The 20,784-nt window shown below is 68.6% G+C and carries 18 protein-coding genes and 1 riboswitch; of the genes, 11 read left to right on the top strand and 7 right to left on the bottom strand.

What is annotated here, in order from left to right:
- The first annotated feature begins 34 nt into the window (after nucleotides 1-34).
- The gene (locus K6T84_RS06190; protein WP_224864225.1) at nucleotides 35-508 is read left to right on the top strand and encodes an NUDIX hydrolase; all 474 of its coding nucleotides are present in this window, start codon (nucleotides 35-37) and stop codon (nucleotides 506-508) included.
- Here the strand turns inward: K6T84_RS06190 and thiE are convergent.
- Nucleotides 496-1,182 (bottom strand): thiamine phosphate synthase, encoded by a 687-nt coding sequence (gene thiE, locus K6T84_RS06185; RefSeq protein ID WP_225401248.1) that lies wholly within the window; start codon nucleotides 1,180-1,182, stop codon nucleotides 496-498. The genes K6T84_RS06190 and thiE overlap by 13 nt on opposite strands.
- Before the next feature lie 61 nt (nucleotides 1,183-1,243).
- Between thiE and thiO the strand changes: the two genes are divergently transcribed.
- The 6 genes from thiO to K6T84_RS06155 all read left to right on the top strand — a co-directional run bounded on the left by thiO (nucleotide 1,244) and on the right by K6T84_RS06155 (nucleotide 6,994).
- Nucleotides 1,244-2,260, top strand: a complete 1,017-nt coding sequence (thiO, locus tag K6T84_RS06180; protein WP_225401249.1) for a glycine oxidase ThiO — start codon at nucleotides 1,244-1,246, stop codon at nucleotides 2,258-2,260.
- Nucleotides 2,257-2,454 (top strand): sulfur carrier protein ThiS, encoded by a 198-nt coding sequence (gene thiS / locus K6T84_RS06175; RefSeq protein ID WP_224864228.1) that lies wholly within the window; start codon nucleotides 2,257-2,259, stop codon nucleotides 2,452-2,454. The genes thiO and thiS overlap by 4 nt, the downstream gene beginning before the upstream one ends.
- Nucleotides 2,447-3,208, top strand: coding sequence for a thiazole synthase (locus tag K6T84_RS06170; RefSeq protein WP_225397010.1), 762 nt, complete (start codon nucleotides 2,447-2,449; stop codon nucleotides 3,206-3,208). The genes thiS and K6T84_RS06170 overlap by 8 nt, the downstream gene beginning before the upstream one ends.
- A gap of 77 nt (nucleotides 3,209-3,285) precedes the next feature.
- Nucleotides 3,286-4,047, top strand: a complete 762-nt coding sequence (locus K6T84_RS06165; RefSeq protein WP_224864230.1) for an SGNH/GDSL hydrolase family protein — start codon at nucleotides 3,286-3,288, stop codon at nucleotides 4,045-4,047.
- A gap of 81 nt (nucleotides 4,048-4,128) precedes the next feature.
- Complete coding sequence (locus K6T84_RS06160; RefSeq protein ID WP_408066066.1) at nucleotides 4,129-5,607, top strand: M28 family metallopeptidase; 1,479 nt, start codon at nucleotides 4,129-4,131, stop codon at nucleotides 5,605-5,607.
- Between the two features lie 106 nt (nucleotides 5,608-5,713).
- Nucleotides 5,714-6,994, top strand: a complete 1,281-nt coding sequence (locus K6T84_RS06155; RefSeq protein ID WP_225401250.1) for a TetR/AcrR family transcriptional regulator — start codon at nucleotides 5,714-5,716, stop codon at nucleotides 6,992-6,994.
- A gap of 20 nt (nucleotides 6,995-7,014) precedes the next feature.
- Here the strand turns inward: K6T84_RS06155 and K6T84_RS06150 are convergent, their stop codons facing one another.
- Entirely contained in the window at nucleotides 7,015-8,499 is a 1,485-nt protein-coding gene (locus K6T84_RS06150; RefSeq protein ID WP_225401251.1) for a flavin-containing monooxygenase, read from the bottom strand.
- 63 nt (nucleotides 8,500-8,562) lie between these two features.
- Between K6T84_RS06150 and fabH the strand changes: the two genes are divergently transcribed.
- Complete coding sequence (gene fabH, locus K6T84_RS06145; RefSeq protein WP_224864234.1) at nucleotides 8,563-9,564, top strand: beta-ketoacyl-ACP synthase III; 1,002 nt, start codon at nucleotides 8,563-8,565, stop codon at nucleotides 9,562-9,564.
- A 1-nt stretch (nucleotide 9,565) separates the two neighbouring features.
- Here fabH and K6T84_RS06140 read toward each other — a convergent pair whose 3' ends face one another.
- From K6T84_RS06140 to thiC, 3 genes are read right to left on the bottom strand one after another with little or no spacing between them, the layout of a single operon-like run.
- On the bottom strand, nucleotides 9,566-10,192 hold the full coding sequence (locus K6T84_RS06140; protein ID WP_224864235.1) for an alpha/beta hydrolase family protein: 627 nt from the start codon (nucleotides 10,190-10,192) through the stop codon (nucleotides 9,566-9,568).
- The gene (gene thiD, locus K6T84_RS06135; RefSeq protein ID WP_225401252.1) at nucleotides 10,189-11,019 is read right to left on the bottom strand and encodes a bifunctional hydroxymethylpyrimidine kinase/phosphomethylpyrimidine kinase; all 831 of its coding nucleotides are present in this window, start codon (nucleotides 11,017-11,019) and stop codon (nucleotides 10,189-10,191) included. The genes K6T84_RS06140 and thiD overlap by 4 nt, the downstream gene beginning before the upstream one ends.
- Nucleotides 11,019-12,671, bottom strand: a complete 1,653-nt coding sequence (thiC, locus tag K6T84_RS06130) for a phosphomethylpyrimidine synthase ThiC (RefSeq protein ID WP_408066059.1) — start codon at nucleotides 12,669-12,671, stop codon at nucleotides 11,019-11,021. The genes thiD and thiC overlap by 1 nt, the downstream gene beginning before the upstream one ends.
- Before the next feature lie 249 nt (nucleotides 12,672-12,920).
- Between thiC and K6T84_RS06125 the strand changes: the two genes are divergently transcribed.
- The 3 genes from K6T84_RS06125 to K6T84_RS06115 all read left to right on the top strand — a co-directional run bounded on the left by K6T84_RS06125 (nucleotide 12,921) and on the right by K6T84_RS06115 (nucleotide 16,024).
- Nucleotides 12,921-14,669, top strand: coding sequence for an MFS transporter (locus tag K6T84_RS06125; protein WP_225401253.1), 1,749 nt, complete (start codon nucleotides 12,921-12,923; stop codon nucleotides 14,667-14,669).
- Between the two features lie 125 nt (nucleotides 14,670-14,794).
- Complete coding sequence (locus K6T84_RS06120) at nucleotides 14,795-15,220, top strand: DoxX family protein (RefSeq protein WP_224864238.1); 426 nt, start codon at nucleotides 14,795-14,797, stop codon at nucleotides 15,218-15,220.
- Nucleotides 15,221-15,427: 207 nt separating this feature from the next.
- A riboswitch (M-box (ykoK) riboswitch) is annotated at nucleotides 15,428-15,603 on the top strand.
- Nucleotides 15,604-15,829: 226 nt separating this feature from the next.
- A complete protein-coding gene (locus K6T84_RS06115) occupies nucleotides 15,830-16,024 on the top strand; it encodes an Rv1535 family protein (protein WP_224864239.1) in 195 nt (64 codons plus the stop codon).
- 2 nt (nucleotides 16,025-16,026) lie between these two features.
- Here K6T84_RS06115 and K6T84_RS06110 read toward each other — a convergent pair whose 3' ends face one another.
- Both K6T84_RS06110 and K6T84_RS06105 read right to left on the bottom strand, forming a co-directional pair.
- Nucleotides 16,027-16,302 (bottom strand): hypothetical protein, encoded by a 276-nt coding sequence (locus K6T84_RS06110; protein WP_224864240.1) that lies wholly within the window; start codon nucleotides 16,300-16,302, stop codon nucleotides 16,027-16,029.
- Complete coding sequence (locus tag K6T84_RS06105) at nucleotides 16,299-20,780, bottom strand: cation-translocating P-type ATPase (RefSeq protein WP_408066058.1); 4,482 nt, start codon at nucleotides 20,778-20,780, stop codon at nucleotides 16,299-16,301. Before K6T84_RS06105 ends, K6T84_RS06110 begins: the two co-directional genes overlap by 4 nt.
- Nucleotides 20,781-20,784: the final 4 nt, after the last annotated feature.

Genomic DNA, 20,784 nt, shown 5'->3' with positions numbered 1-20,784 from the left:
ACCGAGACATTGCGGTCCCGATACGCTGCCAAGCGTGCGTGGAGACGGCGACGGGTGGGCGATCTCCGACACCGGTGCGCGGTTCTGGGGCCGGCACGGTGCGGCAGGTCTGCTGCTGCGGGCCCCCCGGCCCGACGGCTCCCGCACCGTATTGCTGCAGCACCGCGCGTGGTGGAGCCACCAGGGCGGTACCTGGGCGCTGCCCGGCGGTGCCCGCGACAGTCACGAGACGCCCGAGCAGGCGGCCATCCGCGAGGCCCAGGAGGAGGCCGGCCTGCCCGCCGACCGGATCGTGGTCCGCGCTGCCGTCGTCACCGCCACCGCCAGCGGTACCAGCTGGACCTACACCACCGTGGTCGCCGATGCCGACGAGCTGCTGCCGGTGGTACCCAACGGGGAGAGCACCGAGCTGCGCTGGGTGGACGAACACCAGGTTGCCGAGCTGCCGCTGCATCCCGGCTTCGCCGCGAGCTGGGAGTCGCTGCGCGGGTTCACTCAGCCCGGCTGAGGTGCGCCCAATCCCGAACGCAGCGCCGCCGCGGCCGCTCGCGGATCCTCGGCCGCGGTGATCGCCCGCACCACCACCACCCGGCGGGCCCCGGCGGCCAGCACGTCCGGCAGCCGCGGCCCGTCGATCCCGCCGATGGCGAACCACGGCTTGGCCGCATCCGCTTGGGCGGTGAAGCGCACCAGGTCCAGACCCGGCGCCGGCCGGCCCGGCTTGGTGGGGGTGGGCCAGCACGGTCCGGTACAGAAGTAGTCGACCGGCTCGGCCAGGGCCGCGCTGACCTGCCCGCGGTCGTGGGTGGACCGGCCGATCAGCATGTCGGGTCCGATGACCTCCCGCGCGATCGCCAGCGGCAGGTCGTCCTGGCCCAGATGTAACAGGTCGGCACCGGCGGCGCGGGCGATGTCGGCGCGGTCATTGACGGCCAGCAGCGCCCCGTGCCGGCGGGCGGCCTCGGCGAGAACCTCCAGCGCCGCAAGCTCGCCGCGGGCCTCCAGCGGGCCGAAGCGCTGCTCACCGGGTGAGCCCTTGTCGCGCAGCTGGATGATGTCCACGCCGCCGGCCAGGGCGGCGTCGGCGAACTCGGCCAGGTCGCCGCGTTCCCGGCGGGCATCGGTGCACAGATACAGCCGGGATTCGGCGAGCCGGGTGAGACGGTCGGAGCGTTTGTGCACACCGCGACGCTAGCGGCTAGCTTGGTGAGTTGACAGGCGAGCAGGTGGAAGGGAGCCGCAGATGCCCGGACCCTCGCTTGGTTCGCTGGCGGTGATCGGCGGCGGTGTCATCGGGCTGGCGGTGGCGCGGAGGGCCGCTGCGGCGGGGTGGACGGTGCGGGTGCACCGCACCACCGAATACGGCGCCTCCTGGGTGGCCGGCGGCATGCTCGCCCCGCACAGTGAGGCCTGGCCCGGCGAGGACCGGCAGTTGCGGCTGGGGCTGCGCTCGCTGGAACTGTGGCACGACTTCCTCGACCGGCTGCCGGCCCGGGTCGTCACTGCGCGTGAATCGCTGGTGGTGGCCGCCGATCGGGCTGACGTGGCAGAGCTGCGCACCGTGGCCGACTGGCTGTCCGGGCAGGGCCACCCGGTGATCTGGGAGTCGGCCGCCCGCGACGTCGAACCCCTGCTGGCCGCCGGAATCCGGCACGGATTCCGGGCCCCCACCGAACTGGCCGTCGACAACCGCGCCGTGGTCACCGCGCTGGCCGACGCCTGCGAGGAACTCGGCGTGTCCTGGGCCCGACCGGTGGGGGAGCTGGCCGAGGTGCGCGATTACGACGCGGTGGTGATCGCCAACGGCATCGATGCTCCGGCGTTGTGGCCCGGTCTGCCGATCCGCCCGGTCAAGGGCGAGGTGCTGCGGCTGCGGTGGCGCAAGGGCTGTCTGCCTGCGCCGCAACGGGTCATCCGGGCCCGGGTGCACGGTCGTCAGGTCTACCTGGTGCCGCGCCCCGACGGCGTGGTGGTGGGAGCCACCCAGTACGAGCACGGTCGTGACACCGCTCCGGCGGTCTCGGGGGTGCGTGACCTGCTTGACGACGCCTGCACCCTGGTGCCGGCACTGGGTGAGTACGAGCTGGCCGAATGCGCGGCAGGCCTGCGTCCGATGACACCGGATAACCTTCCGCTGGTGCACCGGCTCGATGAGCGGACGGTGGTGGCCGCCGGGCACGGGCGCAACGGCTTCCTGCTGGCACCGTGGACCGCTGAATATGTTGTGTCCGAACTACTTCCGGTTGGAGTGCAGCAATGATCATCAATGTCAACGAGAAACAGGTCGAGGTCGCCGAGGCGACGACCGTCGCGGCACTGCTGGCTTCGATGGGTTATCCCGACCGCGGTATCGCCGTGGCGGTGGACCAGTCGGTGCTGCCCAGGTCGCGGTGGGCCACCGCGCTGTCCGACGGTGCCCAGCTCGACGTGGTTACGGCGGTGCAGGGTGGTTGACGACGCGAAGCTCACTATCGCCGGACGGGAGTTCACCTCACGTCTGATCATGGGAACCGGTGGGGCGCAAAGTCTGTCGTCTCTGGAAGCCGCGCTTCTGGCGTCCGGAACCGAGCTGACAACGGTCGCGATGCGCCGGGTCGACGCCGAGGGCGGCACCGGCATGCTGGATCTGCTGAACCGGCTGGGCATCACGCCGCTGCCCAACACCGCAGGATGTCGCAGCGCCGCCGAAGCGGTGCTGACCGCGCAGCTGGCCCGCGAGGCGCTGGGCACCGAGTGGGTCAAACTGGAGGTGATCGGCGACGAGCGCACACTGCTGCCCGACGCCGTCGAGTTGGTCCGCGCCGCCGAACAATTGGTAGACGACGGGTTCGTGGTGCTGCCCTACACCAATGACGACCCGGTGCTGGCTCGCCGGTTGGAGGACATCGGGTGCGCGGCCGTGATGCCACTGGGCTCACCGATCGGCACCGGCCTGGGTATCGCCAATCCACACAGCATCGAGATGATCGTCGCCGCTGCCGGGGTGCCGGTGGTACTCGATGCCGGGATCGGCACCGCAAGTGACGCGGCACTGGCCATGGAATTGGGTTGCGATGCGGTGCTTTTGGCGACCGCGGTCACCAGGGCGGCGGATCCGGCGGCGATGGCAGCGGCGATGGCCGGCGCCGTGACCGCCGGCTATCTGGCTCGTCGCGCCGGCCGCATCCCGAAGCGGTTCTGGGCGCAGGCGTCCAGCCCGGCACTCTGAGCGCGAGCGTGCATGTTTGTCCGCGAAACGCCGCCCAAACCCGTACCGATCTGCACGCTCGGCGGAAGTAGTCGAGCATGAGTCGCTATGTCGCGCTGGGCAGTTCGATGGCTGCGGGCCCCGGAATCCGTCCCACGGTCGTCGGTTCGCCACTGGCGGCGGGCCGCTCGTCACGCAATTACGCGCACCTGGTGGCCAACGCACGCAACCTGGACCTGGTCGATGTCACGTACTCCGGTGCCACGACAGCCCACCTGCTGACGGATCGCCAATTCGGAGCGCCGCCGCAACTCGAGGCACTCGAGGGCTCGGAATCCCTGGTGACGATCACCATCGGCGGCAACGACGTCGGATATGTGCCGCTGCTCAGCGCGGCATCACTGTTCGGCCCGCTGGCGCCGCACCTGCCCGTCACCGGACCGCTGTTGGACGCCGCCGAGCGGCAGCGGGCCCTGGACGGCATCGAGGCAGCTCTGGCGGCTGTGGGCTCCGCGGCGCGGGAGCGGGCACCGCAGGCCCGGGTGTTGTTCGTGGACTACCTGACCCTGATGCCGCCGGCCGGGACCCGGGCTGGGCGGCTGCCGGGCCATGTCGCCGATCTGGCCCGCCACGTCGCGGGCGAACTGGAGCGTCACACGGCCGCGGCCGCGGCTGCCACCGGCTGTGAGATCGTGCGTGCCGGACAGGCGAGCCGGGAGCATCACCCGTGGTCGGCGCGGCCGTGGACGGTCGGGCACGCCCTGCTGCTGCCGTGGCGGCCGTGGCCGTGGCACCCGAATGCCGCGGGTATGGCCGCGGTGGCCGACCTCATCCTGGCCCAACTCGGCGACCAGGGCTAGGTGGCTGCGCGGGACCGACCCCGACGGCCACCGACACGCACACCCACTAACGTGGACGCGGTGGATTACAAGTCGAAATTGATGCCCGTCCTCGGCGCCGTGCTACTGGCCACACTGTTCAGCGGTGGTTGCGCCCGAACCCCGGAGAACTCCGACGGGGCGCCGGACCCGGCGGCGGCCGTCGATTTCGCCAACGACCTGCGCGACAAGGTCGGCATCGACGCGATGATGGCGCACCTGCAGAAGTTGCAGGACATCGCCAACGCCCACGACAACACCCGCGCAATCGGCACCCCCGGATTCGACGCGAGCGTCGACTATGTGGCCACTACCCTGCGCGACCACGGGTTCGACGTACAGACCCCGGAGTTCGTGGCCCGAGTGTTCAAATCCGAGAAGGGCTCGGTGCAACTCGGCGACAAGACCTTCGAGGCGCGAGCACTGCAGTACAGCCTCGGCGCCCCGCCCGAGGGCATCACCGGTCCGATCGTCGCCGCACCGACCGATGACACCCCGGGCTGCGGCCCGGAGGACTACGACGGGCTGACGGTCAAGGACGCCATCGTGCTGGTGAACCGCGGCAGTTGTCCGTTCAAGGAGAAGATGGCCGTCGCCGTCGAGAAGGGCGCGGTGGCGCTGATCGTCGCCGACAGCGTCGACGAGGAGAAGATGGGCGGCACGCTGGGGGAGAAGACCGAGGTCAAGATCCCGGTGGTGAGCGTCACCAAAGCCGACGGCGCGGCGTTGCGAGACGGGCACGGCGAGCTGACCCTCAAGCTCGACGCCCACACCGACGACATCCCGGCACGCAACGTGATCGCCCAGACCAAGACCGGCTCGACCGAGAACGTGGTCATGCTCGGCGCACACCTGGACAGCGTCCCGGAGGGCCCGGGAATCAACGACAACGGATCCGGGGTTGCGGCAGTGCTGGAAACGGCTCTGCAGCTTGGCGATTCACCAAAGGTGCGCAATGCGGTGCGGTTCGGATTCTGGGGTGCCGAGGAGATCGGCCTGATCGGATCGCGCAACTACGTCGAGTCGCTCGACGCCGATCAGCTCAAGAACATCGCGCTGTATCTGAACTTCGACATGCTCGGCTCGCCGAACCCGGGCTACTTCACCTACGACGGCGACCAGTCGCTGGACGCCGAGAAGCGCGGCCAGCCGGTGGTGCCCGAAGGCTCGGCCGGCATCGAGCGGACCATGGTCGCCTACCTCAAGTCCGCGGGCAAGGAGCCGCAGGACACCATGTTCGACGGACGCTCCGACTACGACGCCTTCACCCAGGCCGGCATCCCGGCCGGTGGGTTGTTCTCCGGCGCCGAGGTGAAGAAGTCGCCCGAAGAGGCCAAGATCTGGGGCGGCGCGGTCGACGAGCCGTTCGACCCGAACTATCACCAGGCCGGCGACACCGTCGATAACATCGACCGTGACGAGCTGGCAATCAACGGCCGGGGCGTGCCGTACGCCGCGGGACTGTATTCCCAGGATCTCAGTGGACGCAACGGTGTGCCGATTCGGGAGGACCGCACCCGCCATGTCATCACCACGCCGTAATGGGCAACGGTTGTTGTCGGGCCCTTCGGTAGGTTGTCTGGAGTCTTGTGTTAATAATGCTGTGCTAAAAGTGACACAGCTGGTGGGTGTCTAGAGTCGATTCGGGGTGGTCATCACGCTCGGTGCTACGAACGATCCAACCGGGCCGGCGAGCGCCCGGATCAGGCGACGTCCGAAGGATCGCAAAGCGCAGATCACCCGGGCGGCCGCCGAGACTTTCAGCTCGCAGGGCTACGTCGCGGCCAGTATGGAATCGATCGCCGCCAAGGTGGGGATCTCCGCTCCAGCGCTTTATCGCCATTACCCCAATAAATATGAGATGTTCTCCGTTGTAGTGCGCATGCTCGGTGAGCATCTGGTCGACTGCACCGCGTTCGTCGACGACGTCTCGGACGCCGAAATGCAGAACGACGCGGCCGCGGTGCTGGATCGAGTGGTCGACGCGCTCATCTCGTCGGCGATCCGCGACCAGGAAGCCAGTGGCCTGTACCGCTGGCATCAGCGCTACCTGCAACCCGATGACGAGGCTGCGTTGATGGCGCAGATTATCCGGGTCAACCGACGGCTGCAGCGTCCCCTACTGGTGATGCGCCCGGAGTTGAGCAGATGGGAGCGCTGGACGTTGTCGGCCGGTCTGCTCAGTGTGACCGGCAGCGTCATCGGGCACCGGCTCGACATTCGCGACACCGAGATCAGGCCGCTGCTCCTCAAGGCGGCGCGGGATCTGGCGGCCACCGAACTGCCCAAGCAGGGCGCCGTCGAGGTCCCGCAACCGGCGGTGTGGCGCATCTTCACGCCGGCCGCCGGGCCGTACGAGGCGCTGTTGCACTCGGCGATCCTGTTGTTCGGCCGGAAGGGCTACACCGAGACCAGTGTCACCGAGATCGCGGAAGCGGTCGGAGTTCCGGCTTCCGGCGTATATCGGTACTTCTCCAGCAAGAGCGACATCCTGACCACCGGCCTGCAACGTGCCATGGATCGGTTCGCCGGGGAGATGTCGGCTATCGCCGGCGTCTTCGTCGAGCCGAAGGAGACGCTGTCCCGGTTGACCCAGGCATACGTGGCCACCGTGTTCGCCAATCCCGAGCTGACCGCGGTTCACGACACCGAGCGGGTGAACCTCGGGCCCGCAGAACGGGAACTGCTGCGGGACTCCGAGCGCGTGTTCGTCGACACCTGGGCCAAGCCGCTGATGGAGACCCGGCCGGAGCTGAGTCGGATGCAAGCCCAGTTCCTGGTGCATGCCCTGACCGAGGTGGTGGCCGACATCGGGCGGGTGACCCGCCAGACGAATCTGGCGGGCAAGGTGGACCAGCCCGTCGACTCCGACTATGCCCAGGCGTGCCTGCGTGCGCTCATGGAGTCGATCGTGCTGGGCAGCAGCTGACGGCTGGATCTGGTTGCGGCTCAGGCGATCTCGTAGTCGTCCAGCGGGAACCGGGCGCCCTCGCGGACGGCGTTACGCACCGTGGTTGGCCGCAACAGCGTCGCCTCACCGCTCGGGTTGAAGTAGTACGACCGTGAGCCCGCGCACTGGCCGGCGTAGAACACCGTGCGGTCCAGTCGCTTGGTCATGTCGTCGAGGAATCGGGTGTTGGCGGCCTCGGTCACCTCGAAGGTGGTCGCATTTCGGCGCTGCACCTCGCCGAAGAGCCGGCCCATGTGCCGCATCTGGTATTCCATGGTGTTGAAGAACGACAGACCGCAGAACGCATACGGGCTGGCCAGGCTCAGGAAATTCGGGAAGGCCGGAATCGACACGCCCTGGTATGCCTGGAACCTGTTCTCCCGCCACCACTTTCCCAGATTCCGCCCATTGCGCCCGACGATCTCGATGGCCGGGAAGTTCGCCTCCCACATGTCGAAACCGGTGGCCAGCACCAGCGTGTCGATTTCGGTCTTGCGCCCGTCGGTGGTGACGATCCCGTCCGGGTCGACCCGCTCGATTCCGACCGTCTCCAGGTGCACGTTCGGCTTGGTGAAGCTGCGGTAATAGTCGTTGGACCAGCTGGGGCGTTTGCAGCCGATGTCGTAACTCGGGGTCAGTTTGGCCCGCAGTTCCTTGTCCCGAATCGAGATGAATCGGTGGATCTTGCACAGGTCCATCGCGCCGATGGACAGCCGGCGGAAGTAGGGGAAGTTGAGGATCCCGACGAACGTCATGAACCCCAGCAGACCGTCGGTCACGTACCGTAGCCCCCGCTGGGCCAGCGGCACCCGGGCGAACAGGCGCTGTACCGCCGGCGAGATCCCGAAGTCCAGCTTGGGTGCCACCCAGATCGGGGTGCGCTGGTAGACGGTCAGGTCGCCGACGGTCTTGGCCAGCTCCGGAATGAGCTGCACGGCGGTGGCACCCGTTCCGATCATGCCGACCCGGCGACCATGGAAGTCGTGGGAATCGTCCCAGGCGGTGGTATGCACCACCTTGCCGTCGAAGCCGGCGATCCCGGGGATGTCCGGGGTGTGCGGCTGGGACAGGAATCCGGTCGCGGTGATCAGGTAGCGGGCGCTCAACGTCGTGTCGTCGGCCAGGCTCACCTGCCAGCGCTGCGCCTCCTCATCCCAGCGGGCGCTCTCGACGGTGGTGTTGAACCGCATGTGGCGCCGCACGTCGTACTTGTCGGCGACGTGCTCGGCGTAGCCCTTGAGTTCCGAACCGGTGGCGAACAGCCGTGACCAGTTCGGGTTGGGCTCGAACCAGTAGGAGTAGGTGGTCGAGGGGATGTCGACGGCCAGGCCGGGGTAGCGGTTGACGTGCCAGGTCCCGCCGAGGTCGTCCTCCCGGTCGAGCACCACGATGTCGTCGTAGCCGAGCTTCTTCAGCTCGATCGCCGCACCTATCCCACCGAAGCCCGCACCCACGATGACGACCTCGAACTGCTCCGTACTCATGAAAATCACGGTACCTGACCGGCGGGTAACCAACGAAGCTCGTCAACGCTATGGTTAGACGCCGTGAGTGAGATTCGCCATCCCGCGGCCACCCGGTCGGTAGGCCTGCTCAGTGTCGGCGTGTGCCGGCCGTCGCGGGTGGTCACCAATGACGAGATCTGCCAGGGCATCGACTCCTCCGATGAGTGGATCTTCTCCCGCACCGGCATCAAGACCCGGCGCTTTGCCGCGCAGGGGGAGACCGCGGCCAGTCTGGCCATCGAGGCCGGCCGGCAGGCGTTGGCCAACGCGGGGCTCGACGGCTCCGGCGTCGACGCGGTGATCGTCGCGACCAGCACCAACTTCCGTCAGACTCCGTCGAGCGCGCCCGCGGTGGCCGTGGCCCTCGGGGCGCCCGGTGTCCCGGCGTTCGATGTGGCCACCGGGTGCGCCGGATTCGGCTACGCGCTGGGGATCGCCGCGGAGCTGCTGCGCGGACGGACCATGAACACCGCGCTGGTGATCGGCTCGGAAGTGCTCTCGACGACCATCGACATGGCGGACCGGTCGAACTGCTTCATCTTCGGTGACGGTGCCGGTGCGGTGGTTCTCGGCGAGACTCCCGTCCACGGGATCGGGACGACGGTGTGGGGCAGCGACGGCGAGAACTGTGATGCGATCCGCCAGGACATCGACTGGATCAGCTACACCGAGCAGCCCGACGGTCCGCGGCCGTATCTGCGGATGGACGGCGGTGCGGTATTCCGTTGGGCCGCATTCGAGATGAGCGGTGTGGGCCGGCGCGCCATGGAGGCTGCCGGAGTCGGGCCGCACGACATCGACGTTTTCATTCCGCACCAGGCCAACGGCAGGATCAATGCCCTGATCGCCAAGAGCCTGGAACTGCGTCCCGACGTGGTGATCGCCAATGACATCGAGAACACCGGCAACACCTCGGCGGCGTCCATACCGCTGGCCATGGAGCAGCTGCTCAGCTCCGGCGCCGCGAAATCCGGCGATCTGGCGCTGCTGATCGGATACGGCTCGGGCCTGAGCTACGCGGCCAGCGTCGTCGTGCTGCCCTGAATCAGCCCAGCAGTCGCAGCGCGGCGTCGACCGCCAGGGCCGGCACGTCGAGCGTTTTCGACGCCAGATCGTGTCGGGCACCGGTGATTTCGACGACGTCGTGCGGCGCCGGGATCAGATCGGCCGCGGCGCGGATCTGGGTCGGCGCGCCGAACGGATCCGAGCTGCCGTGGGTGAACACGGTCGGCACGCCGATCGCGGGCAGATGCTCGGTGCGCAGTCGCTCCGGCTTGCCGGGCGGGTGCAGCGGATAGGAGAACAGCGCCAGCAGGTCCACCGGGACGCCCCCGTCGGCCACCACCATCGATGTCTGCCGGCCACCGTAGGAATGCCCTCCGGCGATCAGCGGACCGTCCGACAGTCCGCGTGCGTAGCCGATCGCCGCGGTGATGCCGTCGCGGTCGCCGGCGCCGGATCCTGACGGCGGGCCCTTGGGCCTGCGCCGCCGGAACGGCAGGTCGTAGCGGATCGCGAGGTACCCGCGCCGTGCCCATTCATCGCAAAGTCGTTGCAGCATAGGCGAGTCACGGTTCCCCCCAGCGCCGTGCGTCAGCAGCACCACGCCGGCGGGACTGCCTGCCGGGGCGTGGACGATCCCGGCGATCTCCGCCGGATCGTCGCGGGTCATGCCCACAGTCGGAACAGCGGAGAGACCGGGCCGTGCCCGTGCCCCAGCGGGTAGGCGGCCCGCAGGCACTCGGTCACCCAGCGCTTGCCGAACTCCACCGCCTCGGGGAGTGGCAAACCGTGCGCCAGTGCCGCCGTCGTCGCCGCGGCCAGGGTGTCGCCGGCGCCGTGGTCATCGGTGGTGGACACCCGCAGCCCGGGGAACTCACGGAAGTCGTTGCCGTCGTAGAGCAGATCGGGACTGAACTGCGCCGAGGGAAGATGACCGCCCTTGACCAGCACCCAACGTGGGCCGAGGGCATGCAGCGCGCGGGCCGCCGCCCGTTGGGATTCGGCATCGACGACGTCGATGTCCACCAGCAGGCGCACTTCGTGCAGGTTCGGCGTGACCAGCGTTGCCAGTGGAAACAGGCTGTCGCGCAGGGCGTCCAGCGCCGAGGGGGCCAGCAGCGCATCGCCGTGCATGGATGCCGAGACCGGATCGACCACCAGTGGGATCGCAAGGTCGAGGTCTCGCCACGTTGTGGCCACTTGCGTGATGATCTGCGCCGAGGCGAGCATCCCGGTCTTGGCCGCGGTGATCCCGATGTCGGGGACCACCGCCGTGATCTGTCCCGCGACCGTATCGGCGGGGATCTCGTGAAAACCGCTGACGCCGAGGGTGTTCTGCACCGTGACGGCGGTGACCGCCACGCAGGCGTGTACGCCGAGCAGCGCGAAGGTGCGCATGTCCGCCTGGATGCCCGCGCCGCCGCCGGAATCGGATCCGGCAATGGTCAGCACCCGCGCCGGTGTGGTCGCGGGTGCTGACAGCGGCAGGAACTCCACTAGGACGTGATCGGTAGATACACCCGGTTGCCGTGCTCGGCGAACTCGGCGGACTTCTCGTCCATGCCCTTCTGAATGGCCGCGTCGATGTCTTCCTGGGTGTGCAGACCGTGCTCGTCGGCGAAGTCGCGCACGTCCTGGGTGATACGCATCGAGCAGAACTTCGGCCCGCACATCGAGCAGAAGTGTGCGGACTTGGCCGGTTCGGCGGGCAGCGTCTCGTCGTGGTACTCCCGCGCGGTGTCCGGGTCCAGCGACAGCGCGAACTGGTCGTACCAACGGAATTCGAAGCGGGCCTTGGACAATGCGTTGTCGCGGTCCTGGGCGTGCGGGTGCCCCTTGGCCAGGTCGGCGGCGTGGGCGGCGATCTTGTAGGCGATCACGCCGTCCTTGACGTCCTTGCGGTCCGGCAGTCCCAGGTGCTCCTTGGGCGTGACGTAGCAGAGCATCGCCGTGCCGGCCTGGGCGATGATCGCCGCACCGATCGCGGAGGTGATGTGGTCATAGGCCGGAGCGATGTCGGTGGCCAGCGGCCCGAGCGTGTAGAACGGCGCCTCTTCGCACAGTTCCTCCTCCAGGCGCACGTTCTCGACGATCTTGTGCATCGGGACGTGGCCTGGGCCCTCGATCATCACCTGCACGCCATGGGATTTTGCGATCTTGGTGAGCTCGCCCAGGGTGCGCAGTTCGGCGAACTGAGCCTCGTCGTTGGCGTCGGCGATCGATCCCGGCCGCAGCCCGTCGCCGAGGGAGAACGTGACGTCGTAGCGGGCCAGGATCTCGCAGAGCTCTTCGAAGTTCGTGTAGAGGAACGACTCCCGGTGATAGGCCAGGCACCACGCGGCCATGATCGCGCCGCCGCGCGACACGATCCCGGTGACCCGCTTGGCGGTCAGCGGAACGTAGCGCAACAGCACGCCGGCGTGCACGGTCATGTAATCCACGCCCTGCTCGCACTGCTCGATCACGGTGTCGCGGTAGATCTCCCAGGTCAGCTTGGCCGGGTCGCCGTTGACCTTCTCCAGTGCCTGATAGATGGGCACGGTCCCGATCGGCACCGGTGAATTGCGCAGAATCCACTCGCGGGTCTCGTGGATGTCCTTGCCGGTGGACAAGTCCATGACGTTGTCGGCGCCCCAGCGGGTGGCCCACACCAGCTTGTCCACCTCTTCGGCGATCGAGCTGGTGACCGCCGAGTTGCCGATGTTGGCGTTGATCTTCACCTTGAACGCCTTGCCGATGATCATCGGCTCGAGCTCGGGGTGCTTGTGGTTGGCCGGGATCACCGCGCGCCCGCGGGCCACCTCGTCGCGGACCAGTTCTGCGGAAACTCCTTCACGGGCGGCGATGAATGCCATCTCCGCGGTGATCTCGCCCGCCCGGGCGCGCTGCAGCTGGGTACCGCGATCGGTCACCACGCCCGCCCGCGGCGCCAAGCCGCGGTGCAGGTCGATTTCAGCATTGGTGTCGGTGTAGGGACCGGAGGTGTCGTAGACATCGAAGTGCTCACCCGTGGTCAGGTTGATGCGCCGGAACGGCACTTTCATCGTGATGCCGCCGGGCCCTTCGATCTCGCGATAGGTCTTCTCGCTGTAGGGGATCGGCCCGGTGGTGACCTGGGGCTCCAGCTGCGTGTTCAAGACGTCGGTCATATTGCTTCCTCTCCCTTGCCGGCATGACCCGGTCAGGTTCGTACGGTCGACGGCCCCGGCCGTCCTCTCAGCGCACTGGCTGCGCTCCCGCGGTTCGATTTCTGCACTGCGAATACTGCATGGCCACGCTATCGCAGCAAGGCTCGCGGCGTAAGCCGCCGATGGGGCCACGGCATCACGAATTAGGCATCCGATGTTTTGATTAGCTAATATATGTGCTTTGGCGACACTGAGGACGCGGGGTGATTGATGACTGCGCAGGCTGAGAGGGTCGGGGTCGACCCGGGTGCGGTCGCCACCGCCCGTCGCCGGCGGCGCTACGACCGCAATCACCCGCAATACAAGTGGATCGCGCTGTCCAACACCACCCTGGGCATTCTGCTGGCCACCATCAACGGCTCGATCGTGCTGATCTCGCTGCCGGCGATCTTCCGTGGCATCGGACTGAACCCGCTGGACCCGTTGAACGTCAGCTACCTGCTGTGGATGCTGATGGGGTACCTGCTGGTGTCGGCGGTGCTGGTGGTGTTCTTCGGCCGCCTCGGCGACATGTTCGGCCGAGTGCGCATCTACAACTGGGGCTTCGTGGTGTTCACGGTCGCGGCGATCGCGCTGTCGATCGACCCCTTCCACCTCGAGCCCGGCGCCATGTGGCTGATCGGATGGCGGGTGGTCCAGGGTGTCGGCGGCGCCATGCTGATGGCGTCGTCGGCGGCGATCCTCACCGATGCCTTCCCGGCCAATCAGCGCGGCATGGCCCTGGGCGTCAACCAGGTGGCCGCTGTCGCCGGGTCGTTCCTCGGTCTGCTGATCGGCGGACTGTTGTCGGAATGGGACTGGCGGGCGGTGTTCTGGGTCGGCGTACCGATCGGGGTGCTCGGCACCATCTGGTCGCTGCGATCACTGCACGAACTCGGCGAGCGAACACCGGCCAAGCTGGACTGGGCGGGCACCGTGACGCTGGGCCTGGGCCTGACGGTAGTGCTGACCGCGATCACCTACAGCATTCAGCCGCACGGGACCTCGCCGACCGGTTGGGGCAGCCCCGCGGTGCTGGGTTCATTGGCGCTCGGGGTCGCCCTGTTGGTGTTGTTCTGCTACATCGAAATGCGGGTAAGCGCCCCACTGCTCGATGTGCGGCTGTTCAAGATTCCGGCGTTCGGCCTGGCCAACGGGGCAGGGCTGCTGGCGGCGATCGGGCGCGGTGGTCTGCAGTTCATGCTGATCATCTGGTTGCAGGGCATCTGGCTGCCGTTGCACGGCTTCAGCTTTGAATCCACGCCGTTGTGGTCGGGCATCTACCTGCTGCCTATGACGGTGGGATTCCTGGTGGCCGGACCGTTGGCCGGTGCGCTGTCCGATCGGCACGGTGCCCGGCCGTTCACGGTCGGCGGCATGGTGTTGATGGCGGTGACGTTCGTGGCACTGGTCGCGCTCCCGGTGGACTTCGACTACTGGGCGTTCGCGGCGCTGGTGTTCCTCAACGGCCTGGGGGGCGGGATCTTCACCGCGCCCAACAGCGCCGTGGTGATGTCGAGCGTGCCGGCCGAGCACCGCGGCGCGGCGTCGGGCGTGCGGGCCACGTTCTTCAACGCCGGTACGTCGCTGTCGATCGGCATCTTCTTCTCGCTGATGGTGATCGGGTTGGCGAACACACTGCCGGGCGCGCTGGCTGCCGGCCTGCAACAGCAGGGCGTGTCCGCCGGGGTCGCCGATCAGGTGGCCAACACTCCGCCGGTGGGCAGCCTGTTCGCCGCCTTCCTGGGCTACAACCCGATCGCCGAGCTGCTGGGACCCTCCGGGGCGCTGGATCAGCCCGGCGTCGATACGCAGGCACTCACCGGGCACGCCTTCTTTCCGCAGCTGATCTCCGGCCCGTTCCACACCGGATTGGCCGTGGTGTTCGCCGCCGCCGCGGTGATGATGGTCCTCGGCGCGCTGACGTCATGGGCGACGCCGGGGCGGTACGCCGCTGAGCCGCTGAACCTGCGGGACTGAATCCACCGATTTTCGTGTACGGCGGGACCGTCGGCACACAAGGTAGTTGACAAGACAACTATCTAGCCTCTAAAGTCTGGGTAGTTAGTTGACAATGAAACTATCTTAAGTGGAGGGATCAACTCGTGGACATCGTGATTCTGGTCGGCCGCATCCTGTTCGGCGCCGTGTTCATCGGCGGTGCGCTGGGGCACCTCACTCAGATCGAGCCGATGGCCGCCTACACCGAAAGCAAGGGCATCAGGCCCGGCAAGCCGGCGGTGGTGGCATCCGGCGTGTGGATGCTCGCCGGTGCGACCCTGGTGATCCTGGGCGCCTGGGCCGACCTGGGCGCGCTGATGCTGGCGGCCTTCCTGCTGCCGACGGCGTTCATCATGCACCCGTACTGGGCTGAGCAGGACCCGCAGGCCAAGGTCAATGAGCAAAACCACTTCATGAAGGACGTTTCGCTGGCGGGTGCAGCCCTGGCATTGTTCGGGTTCTTCGTCACCGCCGGTGCCGGCACGGGATTGCAGCTGACCGGCCCGCTGTTCGCATCGCTGGCCGGCTAAGTCGGCACGTTCTACGAGGCCCCACGGCCCGGTTCTGCGCGACGGTCGCAGAACCGGGCCGTTGCGATCTCGATCTGGTACCAAAGTGACTGGTGTGACTACGCTGACGCCCCCTCGTGGAGGCGATCAGTGCACGTCAGGGGCACGGGACACGCCCATGAGCTGTGGAGTTGACCGGGCCTGGTCCGTGGTGCACTATGGACCACGCAAGCACCTCGTTAGGTGAGGCGTCTGCACGGACACAGGCCACTGACCCCGAACGTCGAAAGACGCCCCGGGTCAGGACAGCTCCTCCCGGCTTAAGGGTTGAGCCCAAGTGGCTTCCGGCCCCCGGGGGCAGGACACGCCGTGCAGTGCCGAAGCTCTGACGAGAGGGGTGCGGTCTTCCGACAGTCGTCGGAACTGCCTCCCAAAGCATGCGGTGAAACCGGCGCGTCAACGCGCCCGCGACCGAGAGGAGGTGAGGGACGAATGAGTTCCGGTGATAGTCCGAGCCGATATTTGACTTCTGTTCCGTCCCCATCCGCACGGTCGCATACCGCCTCCAGCTAAGCCACGATCTGGCCTCTGGCTCGTCGCGCAGCGCCGTTACGCGACTAGGAGGCCATCATGGTTGCGATCGCATACACCGACATTCAGGCGCCGGCACCTCGTGCCATCAGCACGCCGAAGAAGGTGGACAGCCGCCCGGCTGCTCCCGCCTCAGACCCGTTGGTCGACATGACCTCTCGTCTGCTCAGCGGTCCGCTGCACCAGATGTACGCACTCCTGTGGCGCGTCGGAGTGCTGACCGTAAGCAACTGAGGTCAAACCTCTTCGAGCGCCTCGCCGAGTTGCTCGAGCACATCGTTGCGGTGGTTGCTGGCCAGAATGTGGCCGGCAGCCACCGCAACTGCTACCGGCCAATCGATGATCTCGAACGCGGCCAGCAGCGCCAATCCGCCGTAATAGGCCAGCTGCTCGGGCCGCGGAACCGTGACCTTGCCGAACAGCGGCAACTCCACCGCGAAGCCCTCCGCCTCCCGGATATGGGCCACCGCCTCGCGCTGCGACGACGAACGCCGCGGCTTGTCCGCCATCATGAACCTCCTGCTGGCGACGGGTCGCCGGATGGGTGGGCCGCGGCCTTTCCGCGGCTCGAGCCAGTGTCCCCATTGTGCACAAGCCGCAGCACCGGCGCGGACTGGCCATCGGGCGCCGGAGTGCCGTCCGGTCGTCGCGGCCCCGGCACGATGAACTCGACGGGCGGCGCATCGTCGTCGTCCGGCGCGGACAGCAACCGGGGTACTACCGCCGCGCCGACGGTGGCCACCGTCGCGGTGCCCAGCGCCTGAGCCCAGCCCAGCGGGCCCAGCGGAGTGCAGCCCAGCAGCTGACTGACCCCCGGGATAGTGATCAAGGTCCCCATCACACCGAGTGAGCCCACGGCGGTTGCCACCACCAGCGGGTCGCGGGAATCCAGCAGTGTCTGGCCCAGTTGGGTGGCGACCAGCGACACCAGCGCGACCGTCGACGCCCGCTGTTGGCGGCCGGTGACCGAGGCCAGCGCCCATGCGCCCACCGCGGCCGACGCGGTCGTCACCCCGCGCACCGCCACCGTGCGCCACAGCGTGCGCTCGTCCGGGCCGCGCGCATCGACGGCGGCTTCCTCGCTGAGCGAACTGACCGCCAAGGCTGTGGCCGGCAGCGCATCGGTGAGCATGTTCACCAGCACCAGCTGGCGGGCGTTGAGCGGCGAGCTTCCGGTCAGCGCGCTGCCGATGATCGCGAACGCCACCTCACCGGCGTTGCCGCCCAACAGGACCGCCACCGCCGCCTGGACCCGCTGCCACAGCTCGCGACCCTCGTCCAAGGCGTCGAGCAGAGTGTCGACCCGCCCGTCGAGCAGCACCACGTCGGCGGCGCTGCTGGCCGCCTCGCTGCCGTGGGCGACCACGGCGATACCCACCGTTGCGGCGCGGATCGCCGCGGCGTCGTTGGCGCCGTCACCGACCATCGCTGTCACCTTGCCGGTGCGTTCCAGGGTCTGCACGATCTGAACCTTGTTCTCCGGTGACATCCGGGCGAACAACACCCGGTCGGCAACCGCACGTTCCTGGCCCTTGCGCGACAACGCATCCCACTGCGCCCCGCTGATCACCTGGTCGGCCTCGACCGCCAGGCCCATCTCCCGTGCGATGGCGGTGGCGGTCAGCGGGTGGTCGCCGGTGATGAGCCGCACCGGGATGCGGCGGCGATCCAGATCGGCGAGCAGTTCGGTGGCCTCGTCGCGCGGAGTGTCGGACAACCCCAGCAGACCGACGAATGTCATCTCGTCGCCGCAGTATTCGGCGATCTCATCGGGCTCGGGGTCATCACCCAGGGATTCCAGCTGTACCGGTGTCAGGTCCCGGCGGGCCACCGCGATCACCCGCAGGCCGTTGGCGGCCAGCTCAGCCACCGACTTCCTGACGGCCGGGCTCGCGCCGGTGCACGCCAACACCACTTCCGGGGCGCCCTTGAGTGCCAACTCGGATCCGCGGACCGACGCCGAATACGGACGCCCCGAGCGAAACGGCAGGTGCGCGGCGGGGCCATTGGGTTCCGGCACGCCGGCGGCGAGCGCACCCTCCACGATGGCGTTGTCGGTGGCGTGCACCCGAGGGGCGCCGTTGGACGTCGGCGCGGCGCCGGCGGCGTAACGAAAAACTTCTTCGTCGGTGAATCCCGGCGCCGGGTGCACCTGCGCGACCCGCAGTCGGTTCTTGCTCAGGGTCCCGGTCTTGTCGAAACACACCACGTCGACCCGGCCCAGCGCCTCCACGGAACGTGGAACACGCACCAGCACGCCGGCTTTGGTCAACCTGCGCGCCGACGACTGTTGCGCCAGGGTGGCCACCAGCGGCAGCCCTTCGGGAATGGCGGCAACGCTGACCGCGATGCCGCTGGCCACGGCCTGGCGCAGCCCGATCCGGCGCGCCATACCCAGACCGGTCACCAGTGCGCCACCGGCCAGGCTGATCCGCCAGGCCTTACGGGTGAGCAGGCTCAGCTGGTGCTGCAACCCGATCGCGGACTGATCGCCGGCCACCAGATCTGCAGCCCGGCGGCCGTAGGTGTCGCCGCCGCTGGCGGTCACCAGCGCCACCGCTGTTCCGGTGACCACGGTGGTGCCGGCGTAGACCATGCACTCGCGCTCGGCCAGATCCGCGCCCGGAGTGGCTTCGACCTGCTTGACCACCGTCAGCGACTCACCGGTCAGTGACGACTCGTCGACCTCGAGGTCGACGGCCTCGATCAGCCGGCCGTCGGCAGGGATCACCTCGTGGGCCCGCACCTCGATCACCTCGCCGGGGCGCAGTTGCTCGGCGTCGACGTCGACGTAGTCGCCATCGGCGAGGACCTTGCGCGCGGCGGGGATCTGCTCGTTCAACAGGACACTGAGCCGGCGCTCGGCGACCAGACGCTGCGCGGCGGCGAGCATCGCGTTGCCGCCCAGCACCGAACCGACCAGCATGGCATCCACGGGTGAACCCAGCACCGCGCTGGCCGCGGCCCCCAACGCCAGCACCGGCGTGATCGGGTCCGCCAGCTCCCCGCGCACCGCGTGGGCGAACTGCCAGAACAGACGTGGCGGTGCGGTCTGCGCGCCGCGGCGGGCCAGGTCGACCGCCGCCAGAGCGGCGGACGCAGCGGGTCCGTGCGGATTCTCACTCGGCACCACCAGATCCGGCGGCTGCAGTATCGTGCGCACCTGGTCGACCGACATGGCATGCCATTCGTGGGTCGCTACCGGTCTGGGCACGGTGGCGTCGACCGCCCGGCGAGCCAGCCAGTAGCCGGACAGTGCGCCGGCCGCCGCGCCGGTGGTCACCGGTCCCGGTCCACGTCCGCGAACCCCGGGAAGCAACAGCAATGCACCCAATGTCGATGCCCCGGTGGCGATCTCGACGCCACGACGGCTGGCTGACCGAGCCGCCGGCAGCGCGTGCAGCACCCGCCACACCGCGGCCAGGTCGGTCAGCAGGACATCCGCGCACCACGGCGGGCAGCCCTGCTCAGGCAGCATTCCCAACGCCACGTCGGCCGCCGCCAGGGCCCGCACGGCGGTCGTGGAGAGCACCGCGACGTCGTGGCCGTCGGCTTGGTAGGCGGCGACCGTTGCGGCGAGCGCCTCGTCCACCGTTGCCCCGTCCAGCGGGCGAATGTCGTCGAAGATCGGACGCAGCTCCCCGAGCGTGTCGGACTCGACCGAGACCACCTCGACGTCGGCGTGCCGGGCCTCGGTGACCACCGCGGCGGCCAGCGGCAACAGCGCAGGCTGGAAAGACGCCTCGACGCCGGGTCGCGGGCCGATCCGGTGCCAGCCCGCCTCCAGCCCGGCATCGCCGAGCCGGGACTGGGCCTGCGCCCATGCCGCTCGCAGTTCGTCGTCGTCGGCGCCGCGGACCTGCGCCACCCGCAGGGTCTCGCCGCACAGCACCCGCGGGTCGATGACCACGGTGTCGACCCGATCCAGCTCGCGCAGACTGCCCGGCCGCAGCACCACCGCGCCGTGCCGGTCGGCCAGGCCGCGGCCCAGTGTCGAGGCGAATGACTCACGCGTGGTGCGGGTGGCCTTCGGTGCCATCACCGCCGCGGCGGTGCCGGCCAGGTCTGGGCTGCGGGTCGCCGCGGCGATCACCCCGGCGCCGACGGCCTGGACCACCGAAGCGCGGTCCAGGTGCCGTTCGATCGGACCCGGGGGCCGGGGGGCCGGCCGGCGCGGGACGGTCACCCGCGGGTGTTCGGCGTACTCGGCGAGCTCCGGTTCGCGGCGACGCCAGGCGCGCTCGGCGGCACGCTCCTCCCCGGCGCGCATCGCCTCGACCGACAAGTCCACCGCCAGCGAGGTGGGTGCGGTGTTGAGGGTGTGCACGGTGGCACTGGCCAGCGCCAACACCGCGTCGGTCGCCTGCTTGCCGATGTTGTCTTCCAACAGCGCCCGGAGCCGTGGCTGGTAGTTGACCACGGTGACGCCGGCTTCCAGGCCGAGCGGCAGGGCCGGCAGTCGCAGCAACCGGCCCGCGGTCGCCAGGCCCAGACCGGCGACGTTGGCGCCGACCGTGAACGCCCGCAGCATCTGCGTCATGCCATCGCCGGGCAGGGTGGTGGGTGTGCTGTTGCGCGGGAAGGGGGACACCCGGCGGTACTGGTGCTCGATGTCGGTGACCACCCGCAACAGCTCACGCATTGACACGACGTCGGGGTCGGCTGAGTCGAGCCCGACCACCAGGCGTGACAGCGGATGGTTCAACCGGACCGAGGTGACCCCGGGCAGGCCGCGGGCTGCGGCCAGCACGGTGGTCGCCACCTCGTCTCCGTTGGCCCCGTCAAGCCCGCGAACCTCGACCCAGGCCCGCTCCGGGCTGCGGAAACACCGCCGGTTCAGTGCCGGGCCGGTGTCATAAACCGGTCGGAAGGCGCCGGCCACGCCGGTTACGGTCTGGACAGATGCGGTCAGTACTGCAGAGGTGGCCTGAACGCCGAAGTTCGCTGCTCGCAAAGGAAGAGAGTGCCGTATGGCACGGCCTAAATCCACGCCT

The sequence above is a fragment of the Mycobacterium zoologicum genome (assembly GCF_020181635.2).
Classification (GTDB): Bacteria; Actinomycetota; Actinomycetes; order Mycobacteriales; family Mycobacteriaceae; genus Mycobacterium; species Mycobacterium zoologicum.
The sequence above is the reverse complement of the archived record's forward strand: the minus strand, read 5'-3'. Positions and strand labels throughout refer to the sequence as shown.

Excerpts from the sequence above, each read along its gene's own strand:
- K6T84_RS06165 (WP_224864230.1), top strand. The coding sequence starts at position 3,286 with ATGAGTCGCTATGTCGCGCTGGGCAGTTCGATGGCTGCGGGCCCCGGA.
- K6T84_RS06115 (WP_224864239.1), top strand. The coding sequence starts at position 15,830 with ATGGTTGCGATCGCATACACCGACATTCAGGCGCCGGCACCTCGTGCC.
- thiS (WP_224864228.1), top strand. The coding sequence starts at position 2,257 with ATGATCATCAATGTCAACGAGAAACAGGTCGAGGTCGCCGAGGCGACG.
- thiO (WP_225401249.1), top strand. The coding sequence starts at position 1,244 with ATGCCCGGACCCTCGCTTGGTTCGCTGGCGGTGATCGGCGGCGGTGTC.
- K6T84_RS06125 (WP_225401253.1), top strand. The coding sequence starts at position 12,921 with ATGACTGCGCAGGCTGAGAGGGTCGGGGTCGACCCGGGTGCGGTCGCC.
- K6T84_RS06150 (WP_225401251.1), bottom strand. The coding sequence starts at position 8,499 with ATGAGTACGGAGCAGTTCGAGGTCGTCATCGTGGGTGCGGGCTTCGGT.
- K6T84_RS06140 (WP_224864235.1), bottom strand. The coding sequence starts at position 10,192 with ATGACCCGCGACGATCCGGCGGAGATCGCCGGGATCGTCCACGCCCCG.
- thiC (WP_408066059.1), bottom strand. The coding sequence starts at position 12,671 with ATGACCGACGTCTTGAACACGCAGCTGGAGCCCCAGGTCACCACCGGG.
- K6T84_RS06110 (WP_224864240.1), bottom strand. The coding sequence starts at position 16,302 with ATGATGGCGGACAAGCCGCGGCGTTCGTCGTCGCAGCGCGAGGCGGTG.
- K6T84_RS06160 (WP_408066066.1), top strand. The coding sequence starts at position 4,129 with ATGCCCGTCCTCGGCGCCGTGCTACTGGCCACACTGTTCAGCGGTGGT.